Origin of the sequence: Brachybacterium fresconis, from assembly GCF_017876515.1 — a bacterium.
GTDB lineage: Bacteria > Actinomycetota > Actinomycetes > Actinomycetales > Dermabacteraceae > Brachybacterium > Brachybacterium fresconis.
This window is the reverse complement of record NZ_JAGIOC010000001.1, coordinates 3,774,310-3,793,167: the sequence shown is the minus strand read 5'-3', so window position 1 is coordinate 3,793,167 and position 18,858 is coordinate 3,774,310. Positions and strand designations below refer to the sequence as shown.

Genomic DNA, 18,858 nt, shown 5'->3' with positions numbered 1-18,858 from the left:
ACCGCTGATCAGCTTCGCAGCGCTTCCAGCACCAGCACCGTGCCGTCCTCGTAGACGGAGTCGGTGACCACGTCGGCGACGTCCTTCACGCCCTGCGGCGCCTGCCCCATGGCGATCCCGACCCCGGCCCAGGTGAGCATCTCGGTGTCGTTGAAGCCGTCGCCGACGGCCACGGTGTGGGCGGCGGCGATGTCGAGCCGGGCGCGGATGTCCTCGAGGGCCGTGGCCTTGGAGACGCCGGGGGCGGCCATGTCCAGCCAGGCCGTCCACCCGATCGAGTACTCCACGCCGTGGACACCGGATTGCGCGATGACCTCGCTGAACTCCTGCGGGGACAGATCGGGCACATGGACCACCACGCGCACCGCCTCGAGCTCCATGAGGTCATCCAGCGGTCGCTCGGTCGCCTGGACGCCGAAGCTGGCGTCCTGGAAGCCGGTGGTGGCGTGGAAGCCGCCGTCGGCCGTCTCTACCGCGTAGTGGGCGTCGGGCTGGACCTCGCGCAGGGTGCGCAGGGCGTGGCCGGGCTGGAAGGAGCGGGTCTCGACGATGCGGTGGCCCCCGTCGGCCTGCGGATCCATCCGGACCGTGACCGCGCCGTTGGAGCACACCGCGTAGCCGCGGGTGATCCCGGCGGCCTCGACGATCGGCAGGGTGGCGCCGATGGAGCGGCCGGTGGCGATGACGACGGTGTGCTGGTCGGCGGTGCGCTGCAGCATGCGGCGCATCGGCGGGGACATGACGCCGTCGTGATCGACGAGCGTGCCGTCGACGTCGAGACCCACCAGCAGCTGCTCGCCGCCCAGGGCGTCGAGGTGCACCTGCAGGCGGGTGCGGGTCGCGTCGGGATCGGTCAGAGGCGTCGGCGAGGTCGGAGCGGTCATGTCGCCCAGTCTTCCAGCACGGTCTGACACCCGGGTGAACCGGCGGTGACGCGCTGCCTCGACCAGACGGCGCAGGGGATTGACGCGGCGCATCTCAGGCGGTGACCTCGAAGACCTCGCGCCCGCCGAGGTAGGGCCGCAGTCCCTCCGGGACCACCACCGACCCGTCGGGGCGCTGATGGTTCTCGAGGATCGCCGCGATGAAACGGGTGGTGCCGAGGGTGCCGTTCAGCGTCGCGACGGGGCGCAGGCCGTCGTCGGTGCGCTCGCGGATGTTCAGCCGCCTCGCCTGGAACTGGGTGGTGTTCGAGGTCGAGGTGAGCTCGCGGTAGGTGTTCTGGCTGGGCATCCACGCCTCGCAGTCGTACTTGCGGGCGGCGGAGGTCCCGAGATCGCCGGCGGCGGTGTCGATGATGCGGTAGGGCACGTCGATCCGCGCCAGCATCTCGCGCTCGAGGTCCAGCAGGCGCTCGTGCTCCGCGTAGGAGTCCTCGATGCGGCAGTAGGAGAACATCTCCACCTTGTGGAACTGGTGGACGCGGATGATGCCGCGGGTGTCCCTGCCGTAGCTGCCGGCCTCGCGGCGGTAGCAGGCGCTCCAGCCGGCGTAGCGGATCGGGCCGCCTCCGAGGTCGAGGATCTCGTCCTTGTGGTAGCTGGCCAGGGCCACCTCGCTGGTGCCGACGAGGTAGAGGTCGTCGTCCTTGTCGAGGTGGTAGACCTCGTCGGCGTGCTCGCCGAGGAAGCCCGTGCCCTCCATCGACTCCGGCAGCACCAGGGTCGGGGTGATCATCGGGGTGAAGCCGGACTTCGTGGCCTGGTCGATCGCGGAATTGAGGATCGCGAGCTCGAGCTGGGCACCGACACCGGTGAGGAAGTAGAAACGGGCCCCGGAGACCTTCGCACCGCGGGCCATGTCGATCGCCTTCAGTCCCTCGGCGATCTCCAGATGGTCCTTGACCGGATGCTCGAAGGCGGGGTTCTCCCCGACGGTCTCGCGGAGGGCGAAGTCGTCCTCGAGCCCCTCGGGGGCGCCCTCGGCGAGGTTCGGGATCGCACGCAGCAGGGTGTCCCGGGCGGCGATGGCCTCGTCGGCCTCCGCCTGCAGCCGCTTGACGTCGGCGGCGAGCTGCTTGACCTCGGCCAGCAGCTGCTGCTTCTGATCGCCGGTGGCCTGGGCGACCTGCTTGCCGAAGACCTTCTGCTCGGCCCGCGCGGATTCGAAGGCTCCGGTCGCCTCGCGCCACCGGGAGTCGGCCTCGAGCACCGCGTCGACGGTGGAGGGGTCTCGCCGACGTGCCCTCTGGGCGTCGCGGACGGCATCGGGATTCTCGCGCAGGAGCCGCAGATCGATCATTGCTCCAGGGTACCCGCGCCACGAGGCGCTCACGGCGGCCGCCGCGCTCAGTAGGCTGTGCCCATGGACCAGCCTCTCCTCCTGCTCAACATCGTCTCGATCATCATCCTGGTCGTGGCGGTCGTGCTGCTGGCCGTGGCCCTGCGGCACCTGGCCCGGCACCGTCGCGAGATCGGCGAGCTGCGCACGACGGCCGAGAGGCACGAGAGGGAGATGCGCGAGGCCTCGGTCGCCGGGGGCGGGTCCGACGGCGAGGTCGCGGAGGCCGGCGGTGCCGCTGTCGCGACCGACGGGACGGCTGCCGGGGCCGACGGAACCGGCAGCGCCCCGGATCGGGTGCAGCAGGTCGCCGTGGTCCTGAATCCCACGAAGTTCGACGACGCCGAGCAGTTCCGCACCCGGGTGCGCGAGATCGCCGAGCACCTCGAGGGGGCGGAGGTCACCTTCTACGAGACCAGCGTCGAGGACCCGGGCCGGGGGCAGGCGCGCCAGGCCCGACTGGACGGCGCGGACCTGGTGATCGCCGCCGGCGGGGACGGCACCGTGCGCCTGGTCGCCTCGGTGCTCGCCGGGACCGACACCCGGATGGGCATCATCCCCTCGGGCACCGGGAACCTGCTGGCCCGCAACCTCGACATCCCGCTGGAGGACCCCTCCGCAGCGATGACCGCGGCCCTGGCCGGCCACGACAAGCAGATCGACGTGGGCTGGCTGCGCACCGGCGGCTCGATCGGCGAGGCGGCGAGTTCGGCGGAACAGATCTTCCTGGTCATCGCCGGCTTCGGAGCCGACGCGGAGATGATCGGCCATACCGACGACACCATGAAGAAGCGCCTGGGCTGGGTCGCCTACGTGTTCGGCGGGGTGCGCACGATCCTGGGGCGCTCGGTCGACGTGGTCCTGGACTTCCCCGACGGCACCCGCCATGCCCACAAGGCCCGCACCGTGCTGCTGGGCAACGTCGGCAAGCTGCCCGGCGGCTTCGTGCTCATGCCGGACGCGACGGCGGACAACGGACGGCTGGAGATCGTGGTGGCCGGGTGGAAGGGTGCGGCCGGCTTCAGCCAGGTGCTCACCGAGGTCGTGACCCCCAAGCTCGTCCCCCGGGGGAAGTTCGCCGAGACGACCCGGCTCTCCTCGATGGATCGCTACCAGGCCACCGAGGTGAAGGTCGCGACCACGAAGGCGCAGCCCGTGCAGCTGGACGGCGACACCGATGCCGAGGCCACGCACCTGATCGCCCGGATCGACCCGGGGTCGCTGCGGCTGCGGGTCCCGGCGGGCACGGACTCGACGCAGCCCTGACCGTGCGGCTGTGCTGCGGCGGCGTCACCGACGCTGTCACGCCCGGTCAGGCTCCGGGGCGACCATGCCGGTGAGCTTCTCGATCCAGCGGTGCGCCTCGTCGTAGGTCTCGTCGGCGAACTCCTCGCGCGGCTCGGGGTGCGCCCCGTCGATGCGGGGGTAGGAGCCGAGGTAGTGCACGACGGGGCAGATCCGGTGCAGCGCCCGCAGGGAGGCGGCGACCCGCCGGTCCTCGATGTGGCCCTCGACGTCGAGGGAGAAGGAGTACCTCCCCAGGAAATCGCCGATGGGGCGCGACTCGATCCGCGAGAGGTTCACGCCGTTGGCGCTGAACATCTCGAGGGTCTCGAGCAGTGCGCCGGAGCGGTTGTGCGGGAGGTGGACGACGAGGGTGGTCTTGTCGGCGCCGGTGCGCGCGGGGATCCGTCCCTCGCGGGTGACCAGGACGAAGCGGGTCTGGGCGCCCTCGGTGTCCTCGATCTGCTCGGCGAGGACGGTGAGGCCGAAGTGCTTCGCGGCCAGCGGGGAGCAGACGGCGGCCCGGCCGTGGGCCTGCTCGGGGCTCAGCGCGGCGAGGTCCCGCGCGGCGGCGGCGGTCGAGGATGCGGCCGCGACGTGCGCGTCGGGGAGGTTGCCGCGCAGCCAGCCCTGCACCTGGGCCTGGGCGTGCGGATGGGAGGAGACCACCTCGAGGTCCTTCAGCGCGGTGTCCTCGCGGGCGGCGAGGACGAAGGTGACCTGCACGATCTGCTCGGCGACGATGGTGATGGAGTCGGTCGCGGCGAGCACGTCGAGCGTGCCGGAGACGCCGCCCTCGACGGAGTTCTCGATGGGCGCGATGAGCGCGTCGATGTCCCCGGCGAGGAGGTCCGTGGTGGCGGTCGCGACCGCGGAGAACGGCACCTGTTCCACCTGCTCGGTGATCTCGCGGGGCATCACCTCGAGGGCCTGCAGCAGCGCCTGATGGGTGAAGGTGGTCTCGGGGCCCAGGTATCCGTACCGCATGAGAGCCAAGGGTACTGGGCGGATCGCCCGCCTCGCGCCGGTCCGGGTCGTGCTGGTCAGGGTCGCGGCGGTCCGGGTCGTGCTGGTCGTGGTCGCGACGGTCCGGGTCGCGGCGGTCCGGCCGCGCCGGTCAGGGGCGCGTCGGTCGTTCCTCGTCGCCGACCCAGAAGCGCAGCTTTCCCTCGACCGTGTTCTCGAGCCGTCCGCCGGACTTCTCGATCGCACGGCGGGAGCCGGTGTTGGACTCGTCGCAGGTGATCAGCACCGGGGCGATGCCGAGTCCGCGCGCTTCCTGCAGACCGAGTGCGAGGGCGGCCGTCGCGATGCCGCGGCGTCGGGCCGAGGGGCGCACGGAGTAGCCGATGTGCCCACCCTGGTCGTGCAGGAAGCGGTTCAGGCGATGGCGGATCGCGAAGAATCCCAGGAGCTCGTCGGACCCGTCGTTCGAGACGATCCAGCGGCTCGTGCAGTGCACCCACGGCTCCTCGAGCTCGGTGGCGGGATCCTCCTCGGCGAGCCGTCCGGTCACGAAGTCGACGAAATCCGCGTCGTGCACGGGCGGCGCGGCGGGGTCGGCGATGCTCGCGCCGTCCAGGGCCGTGCCGGCGAAGTCCGCGAGGCAGTCGACGAAGGCTCCATGGCGGGAGACGGACGGCGGGACGAGACGGATCGATGGTTGCATCGGCCCATCGTGCCAGGTCGCCCTCGGGCGCGTCACCGACGGCGGCCCGTTCTCCCCGGCGTCACCGCAGGTCCAGCACCCAGCGATCGGCGAGACGAGAGGCATCGGCCGGATGGCGGACGCGGGTTCCCGTCGAGACCGCACCGAGCCGCCGTGCGATCGCGCGGGAGGCCTCGTTGTGGGGGGCGATGCGCAGGACGAGCTGCGCGATGCGGGTGTCGGATCGCGCGCGGTCGACGAGGGAGCCGGCGAGCTCGAGCCCGTGTCCCCGGCCCCGATGCGCGGCGAGCAGCCAGTAGGTCAGGGCGGCCTGTCCCCGCCCGAGACCGGGTGCCACGAGGTTCAGGCCGCCTCCGCCGAGCAGCTCGCCGCCGAGCGGATGGTCTCCCTCGACCCGTCGATCGCTGTCGATCCGTCGGCTGCCCTCGAACTGCCGAGAATCGTCGGAGTCCGACGAGGCGCAGCGTGTCGTGTCCTCGAGCATCGCGGCGTATTCGCGGATGGGTCCTTCGTCCCGCCAGCGGGCGGCGCGCTCCAGGAAGTCGTCGAGCACCTCGGGATCCCATCGGGCACCGATGATCTCCTCGGCCAGCACCGCGTCCTGACCGGCCAGGATCGCCGCGGCGTGCCATGGTCCGAGCCGTTCGAGGCGCAGCGTCACGCCGACGAGGGGTCAATCGTTCCCGATGCGGCGCCGTTCTCCCCCGCCAGGGCGGCCCGCAGCGAGGCCATGATCGCGACGTCGCTGTGCCCTTGACCCCGGGCCTCGGCGACCGGTCCGGCCAGCAGCGCCACCACCGCGGGGTCCGCCGTGCCGCCTCTCTCGCGTTGCGTGGTCGCGGCCGCACGCTCGCTCGCGGCGACCGCGTCCGGGGCCACCGTGGTGCCGGCGCCGCGCTTGGTCACGATGATCTGCGCCTCCTCGAGGAGCTTGTAGGCGCGGGCCACGGTGCCGGGGGCCAGGCCCAGGTCATCGGCGTAGACACGGATCGCCGGGAGCTTGTCGCCGGGCTTCAGCTCGCCGGCGCGGACCCGTTCGACGACCTCGCGGCGGACCTGTTCATAGGGCGGGGTCGGGGAGTTCATGGGGTCCACGATAAGCCGCCCGACGACGTCGGTCGGCCCCGGCCCGCACCCCCGTCGCGCGGAACACCACCGTCGGGATCCTCACGCGGTCCCCGTCGGACCCCGCCCCGCATCGCCCGCCGTCCGGCCCCGTCACATCCGGTGGAGCCGGTGAGGGATCCGTGGAGGCCCCGCGCATCCTGTCGGGAGGGACCGGAACGGACCCGACGAGGCCCGTAGCATCGTGGCGTGCCCCAGGAATGCGCCGCTCCGTCCCCCGCCCGCCGCCTCCGCGCGCTGCCGGGCGTGCTGCTGACCGTGCTGCTGGGCACCCTCCTGGGTGCGCTCCTGGTGGGTCTCTCCCCCGCGGCACAGGCCGACGGGCCCGACGCTCCTGCGGACCCGGTGCGTCTGGTGATCGCCACCGCGGGCCTGAACTGGGAGGACATCTCCGCGGAGACGACCCCCAACCTGCAGTGCCTGGCGGACCGTTCGGGTGCCGGGGCGATGAACACGACCTCCAGCTCCGTCGTCTCCACGAAACGGCAAGGGATGGAGACGCTGCACACCGGGTACCGGGGCCTCGCGGAGAAAGCGCCGCGCACGGCCGGGATCCCCACGCCGCCGACGGACCAGTGGGAGCAGCTGCCGGTCGAGACCGTCGAGGTCGACGCCGGCGGTGACGCCGACGCCACCGGCGCCTCCGACACCGCGGGTGATGCCGACGCCACCGGCGACGCCGCGGTCGGGGATGCCGCCTCCACGATCTCCGACGCCCTCGGCACCGACGCGATCGTCGAGGTCGACGTCGGCTCCGTGCCGGACCACGGTGATCCCGATCGTGCCTCGGCCCTCGCCGCGCTCGATGCGCGCGTCGGCACCGTGCTGGACGCGGCCGGGGGCTGCGACGCCGAGGACCTGCCGCGCACCCTGCTGGTCTCCGTCGCGGCCACCGATCCGGTCGATCCCGACGAGATGGAGCGCACCGGCGCCGTCGCCTCCCGCACCGTCGGCCTCCAGGTCGCGCTCGACTCCGCCTTCCCCGGTCAGGCGCTCACCAGCGGCGCCACCAAGCAGAACGGGGTGGTGGTGCTGACCGACGTGCTGCCGACGATCCTGGACTCCTATGACGTCACGGCCGACGGTCTCGTCCCCGGCCAGCCGCTGCGCGGCACCGACCACGACGATCCCCAGCAGCTCGCCCTGGACCGCTCGCAGGCGGCCGCGCAGGTCGACGCCGCGACGATCCCCGCGCTCGGGTCCTGGCTCGCGCTCGGCGTGATCGGGATCGTGATCCTGCTGGTCCCGCCGCTGGCGCGGAGGCCGCGCCTGGCCGCCGTCGGCCGCGCCCTGGCGGCGATCGCCCCGCTGGCTCTCCCGGTGGGGCTGTGCGCCTCGATCATCCCCTGGTGGCGGGCCGAGAACGCGACGCCGGCACTGGCCGGCGTGGTCTGGGGCGGCTGCGCGCTGCTGGCGGTGATCGCGTTCGCGGGGCCCTGGCGCCGCCACCGCCTCGGCCCCCTCGGGATCTCCGCCGCGCTGGTGGCCGCGGTGATCCTCGGGGAGTCCGCGACCGGTTCCCGGTTCCAGCTCGGCTCACCGCTGGGAGCGCAGCCGATCTCCGGCGGACGCTTCTACGGGCTCTCGAACCACCTGTTCGGCATGGTGCTCGCCGCGTCCCTGATGGCGCTGCTGTGCCTGTTCACCGTGGTGCGCACGCCGCGGGCCCGGGTGGTGTGGACGCTCGTGGTCGGGGCCGTCGTCGCCGGGGTGTGCGTGGCTCCGTCGATGGGGGCGGACTTCGGGTCGATGCTCGCCACGATCCCCGCCTTCGGCCTGCTGGCGCTGCTGGTCTCGGGGATCCGCCCGCGGATCTGGCATGTGCTCGTGCTCTGCGTCGCGGGGACGTTCGCCGTGCTCGGGGTGTCGTTCCTGGACTGGCTGCGACCGCCGGAGCAGCGCACCCACCTGGGGCGCTTCATCGATGAGCTGCTGGGCGGCGAGCTGATCTCCGTGATCGTCCGCAAGCTCGCTCAGAACATCGCGATGACCACCGGGTACTGGGCGCTCGCGGTGGTGATGGTGCTGGCGGTCGCGGCCTCGGTCGCGATCCTCATGCCGCGGCGGCTGCGCTGGCATCGCCTCGCCGCTCTCGACGAGCGCCATCCCGCCTCCTACGCGGTGCGGGTCGCGCTCGTCGTCGGCACCTGGGTGGGCTACGCGGTCAACGACACCGGCCCGGTGCTGGTGGCCGCGATCTTCGGGATCTGGCTGGCCTTCCTGCCTGCCGCTCTGCCTGCTCCGCGGCCGACGGGAGCCGAGCCCACGGAGGCCGACGAGGCCGCCGGCCATCCGGCCGCGCCGCGGTGATCCAGCGCCCCTGCTTCCCCACGATGATGCAGCGCCTGCGCCGCCCCGAGATGATCAGGGCTCGAGGTCAGGCGTCGTCCGCGCTGGTGTTGCCGGCGTCGACCGCGGCGTGCACCACGAGCGAAGTGTACTCGTCGCCGCTCAGCGGCGGTCGGATCGAGCTGGGCAGCTCGGGCTCCGGAACCGTCAGGTGGGACGCGATGATCACCGCGTGCCCGGGCTCGAACGGCTCCTCGACCGGGGCCTCCTGCAGCCGCACGGCGAGGGCTTCGAGGTCGATGTCGACGAGATAGACGACGTCGTCGGGCGCGAAGGCCCCGTCCACGGGCAGAGCGCGCAGACGACGGTCCAGCAGCTCGATGTCACGGTCGCCGATCGCCCGGGTCTCGTCATCGGAGAAGGCTCCGTCGACGGGGAGGATCGCCAGGCGCTCCCGGCGGCGGTCCGCGCGCACGGCGGCCGCGGCCTCCTCGGCGGCAGCGTGGTCGGCGGCGGGGTCGTCGAAGCTTGCATCGTCGGGTCCCCCGCTCTCCGCCACCTCGGGGACCACCGACCAGACGTGGACCTCGTCGACATCGGCTCCGGCGGCCGGCTCCTGGTCGTCCGCTGCCGCGTGAGCATCGGGCGTGCGCTCGTCCGCTGCTGCGTGAGCACCGGACCGACCGGGCCACGTCCGGGCGACCTGTGACGACCTGAGTCCGTCCGCCTCGGACTCCCCCGCCGCAGGTTCCCCCGTCGCAGTGCCGACGAGTCCCTGGTCATAAACGGGTTCGACCCTCTCGCGCTCGCGGTCCAGAGGGTCCGGCGAGGACAGGGCCGGATCGGCCGAGTCGGAGGGGTCGGTCACGTCGGCGGAGTCGGAGGGGTCGGTCGAGTCGGTCACGTCCGCCGAGTCGGACAGGTCGGCAGCGTCGGCCGGTTCGCCCGGGCCGGCAGCGTCGGCCGCATCAGGCGAAACCGTCGGATCCGTCGGATCTTCCGCGGGAATCGACGAGGCGACGGGCGCAGTCACAGATGCCTGCCCGGTGTCGTCCTCGTCGGCCGGCTCCTCCGGCAGCACCTGGCGCTTGCGGGCCAGGGCGCGCACCACGTCGCGCAACTGGGCGGCGCGGTGCAGGCGGCCGCGCAGGTCGCTCCCGGTAGCGCGGTGGTGGAGCTCGGCCTCGATCTCCTTGACCCAGAATCCTCCGGTCAGCGCGTCGATGGTCAGGGAGGTCTCGACGCCCCAGCCCGGGGCGAGCGGCTGGCAGGCGTCCCAGGTCTCGCGGGTGATGCACCGGGTTCCGGACAATGGCTGCGTCGCCGTCCAGCCGGTGGCGCGCTCGATCCCGCGTCGCGCGGTGCGCACCACGACGCCCATGCCGCCGGCACCGACCTGCGGAGGCAGCAGCGCGATCGCCATGTCGACGCCCTGGCCCAGGACCGCATCCACCAGGGGCTGCGCAGCGGTGGCGGAGCCCTCCATGTCCGCGTCGAGGAAAAGCAGAGCGCGCGGCGGGGGCGTATCGCCATCGATCACCGGCAGCGGACCGGTGTGCCCCGGAGTGCGCGGTTCCGCATGGAGCTCCTCGGAGAACCCCTGCCCGCCCTCGGCACGCTCGGCGTCCTCCCGCAGCGCGATCATCTGCGCGCCAGTGGCCATCGCCGCCGCCTTGCCGCGGTTGCTCTTGTGCCGCACCACCAGGGCGTCGGCCCCCATCGCGACCGCAGAGGTGGCGTCGGAGGAGCCGTCGTCGACGACCACCACCAGGTCGACTCCCGTGATCGCGTGAGCGGCGCCGATGGTCGCCTCGATCCGCTCCGCCTCGTTCTTGGCGGGGATCACGACGGCCACCCGCTCGGGGCGATGCGCCGTCAGCGGCCCCGCTGCGCTCATCGCAGGGTCACCTGCCGCGCCACGATGCCGCCGCGTGCCCGACGCTCGAGCGCGGTCAGCGGCTCCTCGGTCTCCAGCGCCTCGATGAAGCGGGCGCGGAACTCCTCCGCCTCCGCTTCCACACCCTCGACACCGGAGCCCTTGGGCAGGTCCCATACCGGGATCGCCAGTCCCTCGGCGCGGAAGGAGCCGACGTATTTGGTGCCCTCGCCGATGCCGGACTCGCGCCGGGCGTGCAGGCGCGTGACCGCGTCGATCACCTTCTCCTCGCCGGCCTCCAGCACCCAGCGCAGGTGCTCCTTGGGTCCGGCGTCGACCCAGTAGGCGTGCTCGAGGCCCTCGACGGGACGGGTGGGCATGATCGAGTCGTTGGCCTGCTGGATCGAGGACTCGATCTCGGGGGTGCGCTCAGCGCTCGGGTCGAGCCAGAACTCGAAGGTGTCGTGGACGGTGATGGCGAAGTCGCCGTCCAGGTCGAGGATCTCCTGCAGGCGCGGGGCCTCGTCGTCGAGGGTCACGGTGGTGATGGGGTTGCCGGGTTCGAGGGCGAGGGCCTGCTTGATGGCCTGGCCGATGCCGCGGGAGAGGTCGCCGCCGGGGTACCCCGCCTGGATGCCGACGGTGACGGAGCCATCGGTGCGGCGCACGGCCGGCCACGCCATCGGCAGGATGGTCGCGATCTCGACGTCGACCGCGCCATACTCGGCGGTGGTCTTCGCGGCCATCGTCGCCGCGGGGATCAACTGGCGCATGGCCACCAGATCGCGCTCGTTCGGCAGCCCTTCGAAGGGGCGGAGGACCAGGGCGTCGTGCGAGGTAGGACTCATGACGGAAAGTCTACCGATCCGCAGGGCCGCACCGACGGCGCCTCGCGGCACCGAGCTCCAGCGGGCGGCCCGAGCCCCCTCCGGACAGCACCGAGTCCCTGGGCAGCACTGGCCCCCTCCGGACAGCGTCGATATCTGCGTTTTCGGTGCCACCCGCGCTCTTGGCACCGAAACCGCAGATCTCGACGGGTCGCACCGCGGGCGGGGCGCTGAGCGGCGGGGCGCTGAGCGGCGGGGTCACGGGGCCCCATGCTCCATCAGCAGCTCGGCATCGTCATCCGGATTGCGGCCGATCACGGCGAAGCCGCAGCGTGAGTAGAGGGCACGCGCCGGCGCGTTGGTCTCGACGACCGCCAGCAGCAGCCGGGTCCGCGGGTGATGGATGGCGAGGTGCTCGACAGCCGTGGTGACGAGCGTGCCCCCGACGCCTCGACCGCGATGCTCGGGCGCGACCCAGACGGAGATCAGTTCGACGGGAGCGTCGTGATCCTCACGCCACATCAGCCGACCCATGGCGGCCGGGGCCCCATCGGATTCCGCCACGAAGGGCACCATCGGCGCGGTGACAGCGGCGCGCCAGTGCTTCTCGGTGTCCCGTTCGAGCACCTCGGCCAGAGTACTGGCGAAAGCCTCCGGGGCGTCCTCGAGGGCCCGCAGACGCAGCTCGCGCCAGATCGGCCAGTCGTCGGGGTCGAGGGCGAACACGCGGGTCATGAAAGGCAGTGTCCTGGCTGGTCCCCGGGCCGGCAAGCGAAATAGCCGCCCAGTGTCCGGCACCCGCGTGCGTTGTATCCGGCACCCGCGTGCGTTCCCGGCCGCTGGTTCCCCGGGAGCCCCCGAGCCGCTGGTGCTGCCATCTCTGGGAAAGGCACGGAACTCCTCCGGACAGCGCCGAGGCCGCCTGGGCGGCACCGAGCGCCCTCCGGACAGCGCCGAGCTCTGCGCTTCCGGTGCCACCCGCGCTCTTGGCACCGAGAAAGCAGAGCTCGAAGTGGTGACCCGAGCTCGGGGGCGGGGATCCCGGTATGAGGCCCGGTCTCAGGGGTGCGTGCCGACCTCCATCAGCTCCTGCGCGCACTCCTCAAGATCCCGGGGCTCGACCCCGTCGAGCATGTGGAGGGCGAAGTCGGTGCTGAGCCGCTCGAAGAAGAGGGTTCCGCGCACCGAGTTGCCGTGCAGGTCCAGCTGCGGGGCGTAGCTGGCCACGCCGAAGCGGGAGGGCAGCCCCGCGATGATCCCGCCGCCCACGCCGGACTTCGCGGGCAGGCCGACGTCGCTGACCCAGTCGCCGGCGTTGTCGTACATCCCGCAGGTGAGCATCACCGAGAGCACCTGGCGGGCGGCGACGCGGGAGAACACCTCCTCGCCCGTCAGCGGGTTGGTGCCGCCGGAGGCGAGGGTCGCGGCCATCACGGCGAGGTCGGTGACGGTGGCGAGCACGGAGCAGCCCTCGATGTACCCGCCGACCACCTCGGTGGCGTCCTCCGTCATGGACCCGGCGGCGCGGAGCATGTAGGCCAGCGCCAGATTGCGGTCGGCGCTCTTGAGCTCCTCCTGCCAGGTCTCGCGGTGCGGCTCCAGGGCGTGCCCCGCGGAGGCGTCGAGCACCGTGCGCAGGCGCTGCGTGCGCTCCTGCCGGGTGGAGCCGAGCATCGCGTGGGTGCGGATCGCCCCGATGTTCACCAGCGGGTTCTTGGGCTTCTTGGTGTGCGGGTCGAGGCTGAGGGCATTGAACTCCTCCCCCGAGGGCTCCTCGTCCACCACCGTGTCCACGTAGTCCATGCCGTGCAGGTCGATCGCGGCCCCGTAGGCGAAGGCCTTGGAGATCGACTGGATCGGGAACTCGTGATCGGTGCCGGCGGCGGTGATCTCCCCGTCGACCGAGCAGATCGCCACGGCGAGATGGTCCTCCCGCGCGCCGGAGAGGAACGACAGGTCCGGGATGTCGCCCTGGGTGTCGACGTCGCCGGTGATCCCGCGGTCCGGTTGCACCGCATCGGGGGTCTCGGGCGCCGTCGCGCTGGACAGGGCGATGGAGAGGCGGTCGAGATAGGTGGTCAGCGCGCTCGTCACGACTCCGACGGTACAGGCCCGCACACCTGTCGCGGACCGGTCACGCCCACCCACGGATCGCCGCCGCCCTGCCCGGTCACGTCCACCCACGGACCGCCGTCACCCTGCCCGTTCGCACCAGACGAGAAGACCCGTGGCCGCGCTCCCGGGGGCGGGATACCGTGAAGCATGACCACCGCACCGCTGCTGGACACCGATGTCCTCGCCCGTCACGCGCTGGCCCACGACGCCTCGCACTACCTGCTGCTGCCGGAGGCGGTCACCGCCCCGGACGACGAGGCCGCCGTGGTCGCCCTGCTGCGCCGGGCAGGGCTCGACCGTCGGCCGCTGACCTTCCGCTCCGGCGGCACCAGCCTGTCCGGGCAGGGACAGACCGACGCGGTCCTCGCCGACGTGCGCACCCACTTCCGCTCGGTCGAGGTGCTCGATCGCGGCGAGCGCGTACGCGTCGGGCCGGGGGCGACGCTGCGGCAGGTCAACGCCCACCTGCTGCGGCACCGGCGACGGCTGGGCCCGGATCCGGCCTCCGAGGTCGCCTGCACCATCGGCGGGGTCATCGCCAACAACTCCTCGGGCATGGCCGCGGGGATCTCCGAGAACTCCTACCGCACCCTCGAATCGCTGCGGTTCGTGCTGCCCAGCGGCACCGTCGTCGACACCGCCGATGAGGGGGCCGACGCGCGCCTGCGGCGCGAGGAGCCCGACCTGCACGAGGGCCTGCTGCGCCTGATGCGGCGGGTGCGGGACGACGCCGAGGCCACCCGGGTGATCCGCGAGCGCTTCGCGATGAAGAACACGATGGGCTACGGGATCAACGCGCTGCTGGACTTCGAGACCCCGGCCGACGTCCTCGCCCACCTCGTGGTCGGATCGGAGGGCACGCTCGCCTTCGTCGCCTCGGCGACCTTCCGCACCGTGCCGATCCAGAAGCACATCGCCACCGGGCTGCTCGTGCTGCCCTCGCTGCAGGCCGCCACCGCCGCACTGCCGGAGGTGGTGGGCGCAGGATTCGCGACCGCGGAGCTGATGGACGCCCGCTCGTTGATCGTCGCCCAGGGCGTGGCCGGGGCGCCGCAGGAGGTCCTCGGCCTGGACGTCGACGGCCACGCCGCCCTGCTGGTCGAGCATCGCAGCGACGAGGAGGACGAGCTCACGCAGCGCGCGGCCGAGGCGGTGGGGATGTCCGAGCGGCTCGGGCTGACGGTGCCGCTGGAGATGACCACCGACGCCGCCCGTCGGGCGGCGATGTGGACCACCCGCAAAGGGCTGTACGCCGCGATCGCCGGCGCCCGCCCGGCGGGGTCGACCGCCCTGCTCGAGGACGTGGTGGTGCCCGTGCCCGAGCTCGAGGCGACCTGCCGCGGGCTGCAGGACCTGTTCGACCGGCACGGCTACGACGAGTCGGTGATCTTCGGGCACGCGAAGGACGGGAACATCCACTTCCTGCTCAACGAATACCTGGGCGAGACCTCGACGCGGCTGGAGGCCTTCACCGAGGACATGGCCGAGCTGGTGCTGGGCCACGGCGGCAACCTCAAGGCCGAGCACGGCACCGGGAGGGTGATGGCGCCCTTCGTCCAGCGCCAGTACGGCGCCGAGCTCTACGGCGTGATGCGGGAGATCAAGGCGCTGGTCGACCCCGCCGGGATCCTCAACCCGGGGGTGGTCCTGACCGATGATCCGTCGGCCCACATGCGCGATCTGAAGCCGATGATCGACATCGAGGAGGAGGCGGACCGCTGCGTGGAATGCGGCTACTGCGAGCCGGTGTGCCCCTCCAAGGACCTCACCCTCACCCCGCGCCAGCGGATCGTGCTGCGGCGCGATGCGAAGCTCGCCGAGCAGCGCGGGGACCACGCCACCGCGAGCGCGATCCGGAAGGGCTACGAGTACCAGGGGCTGGAGACCTGCGCGGTCGACGGGATGTGCGTGACCGCCTGCCCCGTCGACATCAACACCGGTGACCTGGTGCGGCGCCTGCGGGCGGAGGACGCCGGAGCGGCCGAGAACACGGCCTGGGGCGCCGCCGCCGGGAGCTGGGATCTGCTCACCCGCGGGGCATCGGCGGCGATGAGCACGGCCGGAGCGATGCCCTCGGCGCTGCCGCGGGCGGCGACCGACGTCGGCCGCGCCGTGCTGGGCTCCGACGTGGTGCCGCAGTACCGGCCCGAGCTGCCCCGCCGCGGCGGGTCCGTGCGCCGGGCGGGCGGGCGCGGGCGCGCCTCGGCCGACGTCAGCGCCGTCTACCTCCCGGCCTGCGTGCACACCATGTTCGGGGCCGCCGAGGAGCCGCGCGCCGCGAGCTCGGGCGGTGGGGGCTCGGGCGGTGGCGGCTGCGGTGGGAACTGTGCCTGCGGCAGCGGGAACGGGGACACGGGCGGGGCCTCCTCCCGCGCTGCGACACCCCGAACCCCCGAGACACCCCGGACCTCCGACGGGGTCCCGGCGTCCCTGAACCTGCTCGCGCAGCGCGCCGGTGTCCGTTTCGCCGTCCCGGACGACGCTGCGGAGCTGTGCTGCGGCACCCCGTTCTCCTCGAAGGGCATGACGGCCGCGAAGGAGCGGATGCGCGAGCGCGTGCGCGGCACGCTGCAGGAGGCGAGCGGGGGCGGCCGGCTGCCGGTGATCGTCGATGCCGCCAGCTGCACCGAAGGCATCGCCGGGGCCATGGACGGCACCGGGGTGGAGGTGATCGACGCGGTCACCTACGTGCGCACCCACCTGCTCGACCGCCTCGAGATCCGCGAGCGCGCCGGCTCCGTGACCGTGCACCCCACCTGCTCCACCACCCATCTGGGGGCGAGTGCTGATCTGGTCGCGATCGCCGAGGCCTGCGCCGAGGACGTGGTGGTGCCGGTGGAGTGGGGCTGCTGCGGCTACGCGGGCGACCGCGGGATGCTCCACCCCGAGCTGACGGCCTCGGCCACCGCGGCCGAGGCGGCGGAGGTCGCCCAGCGGGAGACGGACTGGTACGTCAGCGCCAACCGCACCTGTGAGCTGGGGATGCAGGCGGCGACCGGGAAGGCGTACCGGCACGTGCTGGAGCTGCTGGCGGCGGTGACGGGGTGAGCCGACCATCGACGCACATCGCTCGGTCGCTCTTCGCACGCGACCCCTCCCATGCCACACCTCACCCCTCCGTTCCCATCCCGTTCCCCCATCCTCGAGGGCTCCGGTGGTGAGAGCGCTGCCATTCATTCCACGGCGAGCGAGGACCGCACCGGAGAGCGCAGCGCACGCCGTGCCGGGATCGTCAGGGCAAGCGCGATCACGGTGAACGTGACGACTGCGGCCACAGCGAGCTCCGCGACCGGGACGACGAACCGCACCGGCAGTCCTCCCGACGCGGCGGCGCGCGTGATCAGCCCCGTGGACAGCGCCGTCGCCACGAATCCGATGAGCGTCGCCGCCCCAGCGAGCATCACAGCCTCCGCGACGGCCGCCCCCAGAATCTGCCGTGGAGTCATGCCCGCCGTGCGCAGCAGCGCGACCTCTCGGCGGCGGTCCGCGGCGCCGAGCGCGAGAACGCAGGCACCTCCGACGGCGCTGAGGAGACCGACGAGACCGCAGATGATGTAGGTGTCCACCAGGTTGTATTCCTCCTGCGAGCCGAGGGCACGGGCAATCGCTTCGCTGGTGCGTGCCATCCCCGTGATGGCCCCCAGGATTCCGGCCCCGCAGGCGAGCGCCACCACGGTCGAGCCGCTCACACGAGCACGGGCGACGGCACCGTCTCGCGCGAGCGCCCAGACCGCGCCCCAGCCAGGAAGGATCCATGCGATCACCGAAACGCCGACAGGCACCAGGACGCGAGCGCCCATCGCCGCCACCACCAGCACCAGAACGGCCAGGCCGAGACCCGCGCTGAGAGCGGCCCCGTCCTCTGCACCGGGCGGTCGCCGGTAGACGGGGACGGCGACCGCGAGCAGAGCGACCAGCCCGGTTACCGCAGCCGCCAGCCGACGGAGCCCGACTCGGCCCACGAACTCCTCGTCGCGGCGCACGGCACGGAGCGCAGGAACCCGGGCTCCCCTGATCGCAGGCAGCAATCCTGCGGCGAGCGCTGTCGCGGGAGGGAGCAACAAGGCGCCCCACAGCGCCGACGGCGTCGGCATCACCGTCAGCCCTGCCAGTTGCGGGAGGATGGCCTGGTTCAACAGCTCCGCCAACCGCCCGCCGACGGTCACAGTTATAGCCGCCCCCACAGCTCCCCCGGCGAGCGCCACGAGGCAGAGCTGTCCCATCACGAGGACCGCGAGCAGGGGTCCGGAGGCCCCGGCCAGACGCCAACGTGCGAGATCCAGGGTCAGCGTGCCGACCGCCGCAGAGGACACGGTGGCCAGGACGATCACGGCCATCGGCACGATCATCATGGCGATACCGGTGCCGACGCTCGAGACGTAGTCGCTGCTGAGCCCTTCGCGGCGCAGCACCTCCTGGATCCTGGGAGCGGACACGTCCGTCCCGACCGCCTGCACAAGGCAGACGCCGATCATCGTCGACACCAGGGCGGAGACCAGCGCCGGCGCCCACCAGGAGGCACGAGCCGCCACGAGTCCGCGCAGCGCCGCGACGATCATCGACCCACCTCATCCAGCAGCTCGGCGAGCACCGGTGCTGTTGTGCTTCCATGCACGGCCCGGACTCTGCCGTCCGTCAGCAGCACAACCCGATCCGCGCGGGCGGCGGCGTCGAGATCATGGGTGGCCAGGACGACCGCCGAGCCGTCGTTCGCCCGAGCCTTCAGCTCTTGCATGACCACGGCCGAGGAGGCGCTGTCCAGAGCACCCGTCGGCTCGTCGGCGAACACAACGTCGGGCCTCCCCGCGAGCACTCGTGCCAGGGCTGTGCGCTGCTGCTGCCCGCCGGACAGCCGCGAGGAGAGGGTCGAGGCATGGTCGGAGATGCCGAGCTCCGCCAGCGCGGCATCGGCCCGGGGCAGGGCGTCCGAACGGTGAGCGAGCAGACCCGGGAGCGCTGCATTTCGTCGCGCGCTGAGGTACGGCACCAGGTTGAAATCCTGGAACACGAACCCGACTCGGCTGCGATAGAGACGGGCCATCAGTGCCGGTCTGCTGCGTGAAGGATCGACCCCGAGCAGATCCACCTGCCCGTTGCTGGGGTGCTCCAGGCCCGCGAGGCAGAACAGCAGCGTCGACTTCCCGGAGCCGCTCGGGCCGATGATCGCCGTCAGGGTCCCCGGGGAGATTTCGAGATCCACGTGGTCCAGGACCGTCCTGGCCTCCGCCCCGCGTCCGTAGATCTTGGTCAGGGCCCGGGCGGTGACGGCTGCGGGTGTGACGCCCGGGGTGAACGGTCGTGCGGGGCGCTGTGGGAGATCTGCAGTCATGAGTCCAGTCCACCTCGCTGCGAACCTCTCGAGAATGCCTGTTCGCCGAGTCTGTCGGGGGCAC

15 protein-coding genes are annotated in these 18,858 nt (G+C 72.4%); 3 read left to right on the top strand and 12 right to left on the bottom strand.

Going from position 1 to position 18,858, the window contains the following annotated elements; genetic code table 11:
- Positions 1 to 8: 8 nt before the first annotated feature.
- Positions 9 to 884: an HAD family hydrolase gene (locus JOF44_RS16805; protein WP_245348990.1), complete on the bottom strand. Its 876-nt coding sequence runs from the start codon at positions 882 to 884 to the stop codon at positions 9 to 11.
- Between the two features lie 94 nt (positions 885 to 978).
- Positions 979 to 2,241 (bottom strand): serine--tRNA ligase, encoded by a 1,263-nt coding sequence (gene serS / locus JOF44_RS16800; protein ID WP_209894105.1) that lies wholly within the window; start codon positions 2,239 to 2,241, stop codon positions 979 to 981.
- Positions 2,242 to 2,304: 63 nt separating this feature from the next.
- Here serS and JOF44_RS16795 point away from each other — a divergent pair, with 63 nt between their 5' ends.
- A complete protein-coding gene (locus JOF44_RS16795; protein ID WP_209894102.1) occupies positions 2,305 to 3,546 on the top strand; it encodes a diacylglycerol/lipid kinase family protein in 1,242 nt (413 codons plus the stop codon).
- Positions 3,547 to 3,582: 36 nt separating this feature from the next.
- On the opposite strand, the gene pheA is transcribed toward JOF44_RS16795, so the two are convergent.
- The 4 genes from pheA to JOF44_RS16775 form a co-directional block, all read right to left on the bottom strand.
- Complete coding sequence (gene pheA / locus JOF44_RS16790) at positions 3,583 to 4,551, bottom strand: prephenate dehydratase (protein ID WP_209894098.1); 969 nt, start codon at positions 4,549 to 4,551, stop codon at positions 3,583 to 3,585.
- Positions 4,552 to 4,681: 130 nt separating this feature from the next.
- Entirely contained in the window at positions 4,682 to 5,233 is a 552-nt protein-coding gene (locus tag JOF44_RS16785; protein WP_209894095.1) for a GNAT family N-acetyltransferase, read from the bottom strand.
- 61 nt (positions 5,234 to 5,294) lie between these two features.
- Positions 5,295 to 5,894, bottom strand: a complete 600-nt coding sequence (locus JOF44_RS16780) for a GNAT family N-acetyltransferase (RefSeq protein WP_209894091.1) — start codon at positions 5,892 to 5,894, stop codon at positions 5,295 to 5,297.
- Positions 5,891 to 6,319, bottom strand: coding sequence for a GntR family transcriptional regulator (locus JOF44_RS16775; protein ID WP_209894088.1), 429 nt, complete (start codon positions 6,317 to 6,319; stop codon positions 5,891 to 5,893). Before JOF44_RS16775 ends, JOF44_RS16780 begins: the two co-directional genes overlap by 4 nt.
- 228 nt (positions 6,320 to 6,547) lie before the next feature.
- On the opposite strand from JOF44_RS16775, the gene JOF44_RS16770 reads away from it, so the two are divergent.
- A complete protein-coding gene (locus JOF44_RS16770) occupies positions 6,548 to 8,668 on the top strand; it encodes a hypothetical protein (protein WP_342591819.1) in 2,121 nt (706 codons plus the stop codon).
- A 67-nt stretch (positions 8,669 to 8,735) separates the two neighbouring features.
- On the opposite strand, the gene JOF44_RS20850 is transcribed toward JOF44_RS16770, so the two are convergent.
- The 4 genes from JOF44_RS20850 to glsA form a co-directional block, all read right to left on the bottom strand.
- Positions 8,736 to 10,544, bottom strand: a complete 1,809-nt coding sequence (locus JOF44_RS20850) for a glycosyltransferase (protein ID WP_245348989.1) — start codon at positions 10,542 to 10,544, stop codon at positions 8,736 to 8,738.
- Positions 10,541 to 11,371, bottom strand: coding sequence for a DUF5926 family protein (locus JOF44_RS16760; RefSeq protein WP_209894085.1), 831 nt, complete (start codon positions 11,369 to 11,371; stop codon positions 10,541 to 10,543). The genes JOF44_RS20850 and JOF44_RS16760 overlap by 4 nt, the downstream gene beginning before the upstream one ends.
- 237 nt (positions 11,372 to 11,608) lie before the next feature.
- Positions 11,609 to 12,085, bottom strand: coding sequence for a GNAT family N-acetyltransferase (locus JOF44_RS16755; protein WP_209894083.1), 477 nt, complete (start codon positions 12,083 to 12,085; stop codon positions 11,609 to 11,611).
- 324 nt (positions 12,086 to 12,409) lie between these two features.
- Complete coding sequence (gene glsA / locus JOF44_RS16750) at positions 12,410 to 13,444, bottom strand: glutaminase A (RefSeq protein WP_209894078.1); 1,035 nt, start codon at positions 13,442 to 13,444, stop codon at positions 12,410 to 12,412.
- A 168-nt stretch (positions 13,445 to 13,612) separates the two neighbouring features.
- On the opposite strand from glsA, the gene JOF44_RS16745 reads away from it, so the two are divergent.
- Positions 13,613 to 16,513 (top strand): FAD-binding and (Fe-S)-binding domain-containing protein, encoded by a 2,901-nt coding sequence (locus JOF44_RS16745; RefSeq protein ID WP_209894063.1) that lies wholly within the window; start codon positions 13,613 to 13,615, stop codon positions 16,511 to 16,513.
- 125 nt (positions 16,514 to 16,638) lie between these two features.
- Here JOF44_RS16745 and JOF44_RS16740 read toward each other — a convergent pair whose 3' ends face one another.
- Positions 16,639 to 18,024 carry an ABC transporter permease gene (locus JOF44_RS16740; RefSeq protein ID WP_209894060.1) on the bottom strand — a complete coding sequence of 462 codons (1,386 nt, stop codon included), beginning with the start codon at positions 18,022 to 18,024 and terminating at the stop codon, positions 16,639 to 16,641.
- On the bottom strand, positions 18,021 to 18,794 hold the full coding sequence (locus JOF44_RS16735; RefSeq protein WP_209894057.1) for an ABC transporter ATP-binding protein: 774 nt from the start codon (positions 18,792 to 18,794) through the stop codon (positions 18,021 to 18,023). The genes JOF44_RS16740 and JOF44_RS16735 overlap by 4 nt, the downstream gene beginning before the upstream one ends.
- Between the last annotated feature and the right edge of the window lie 64 nt (positions 18,795 to 18,858).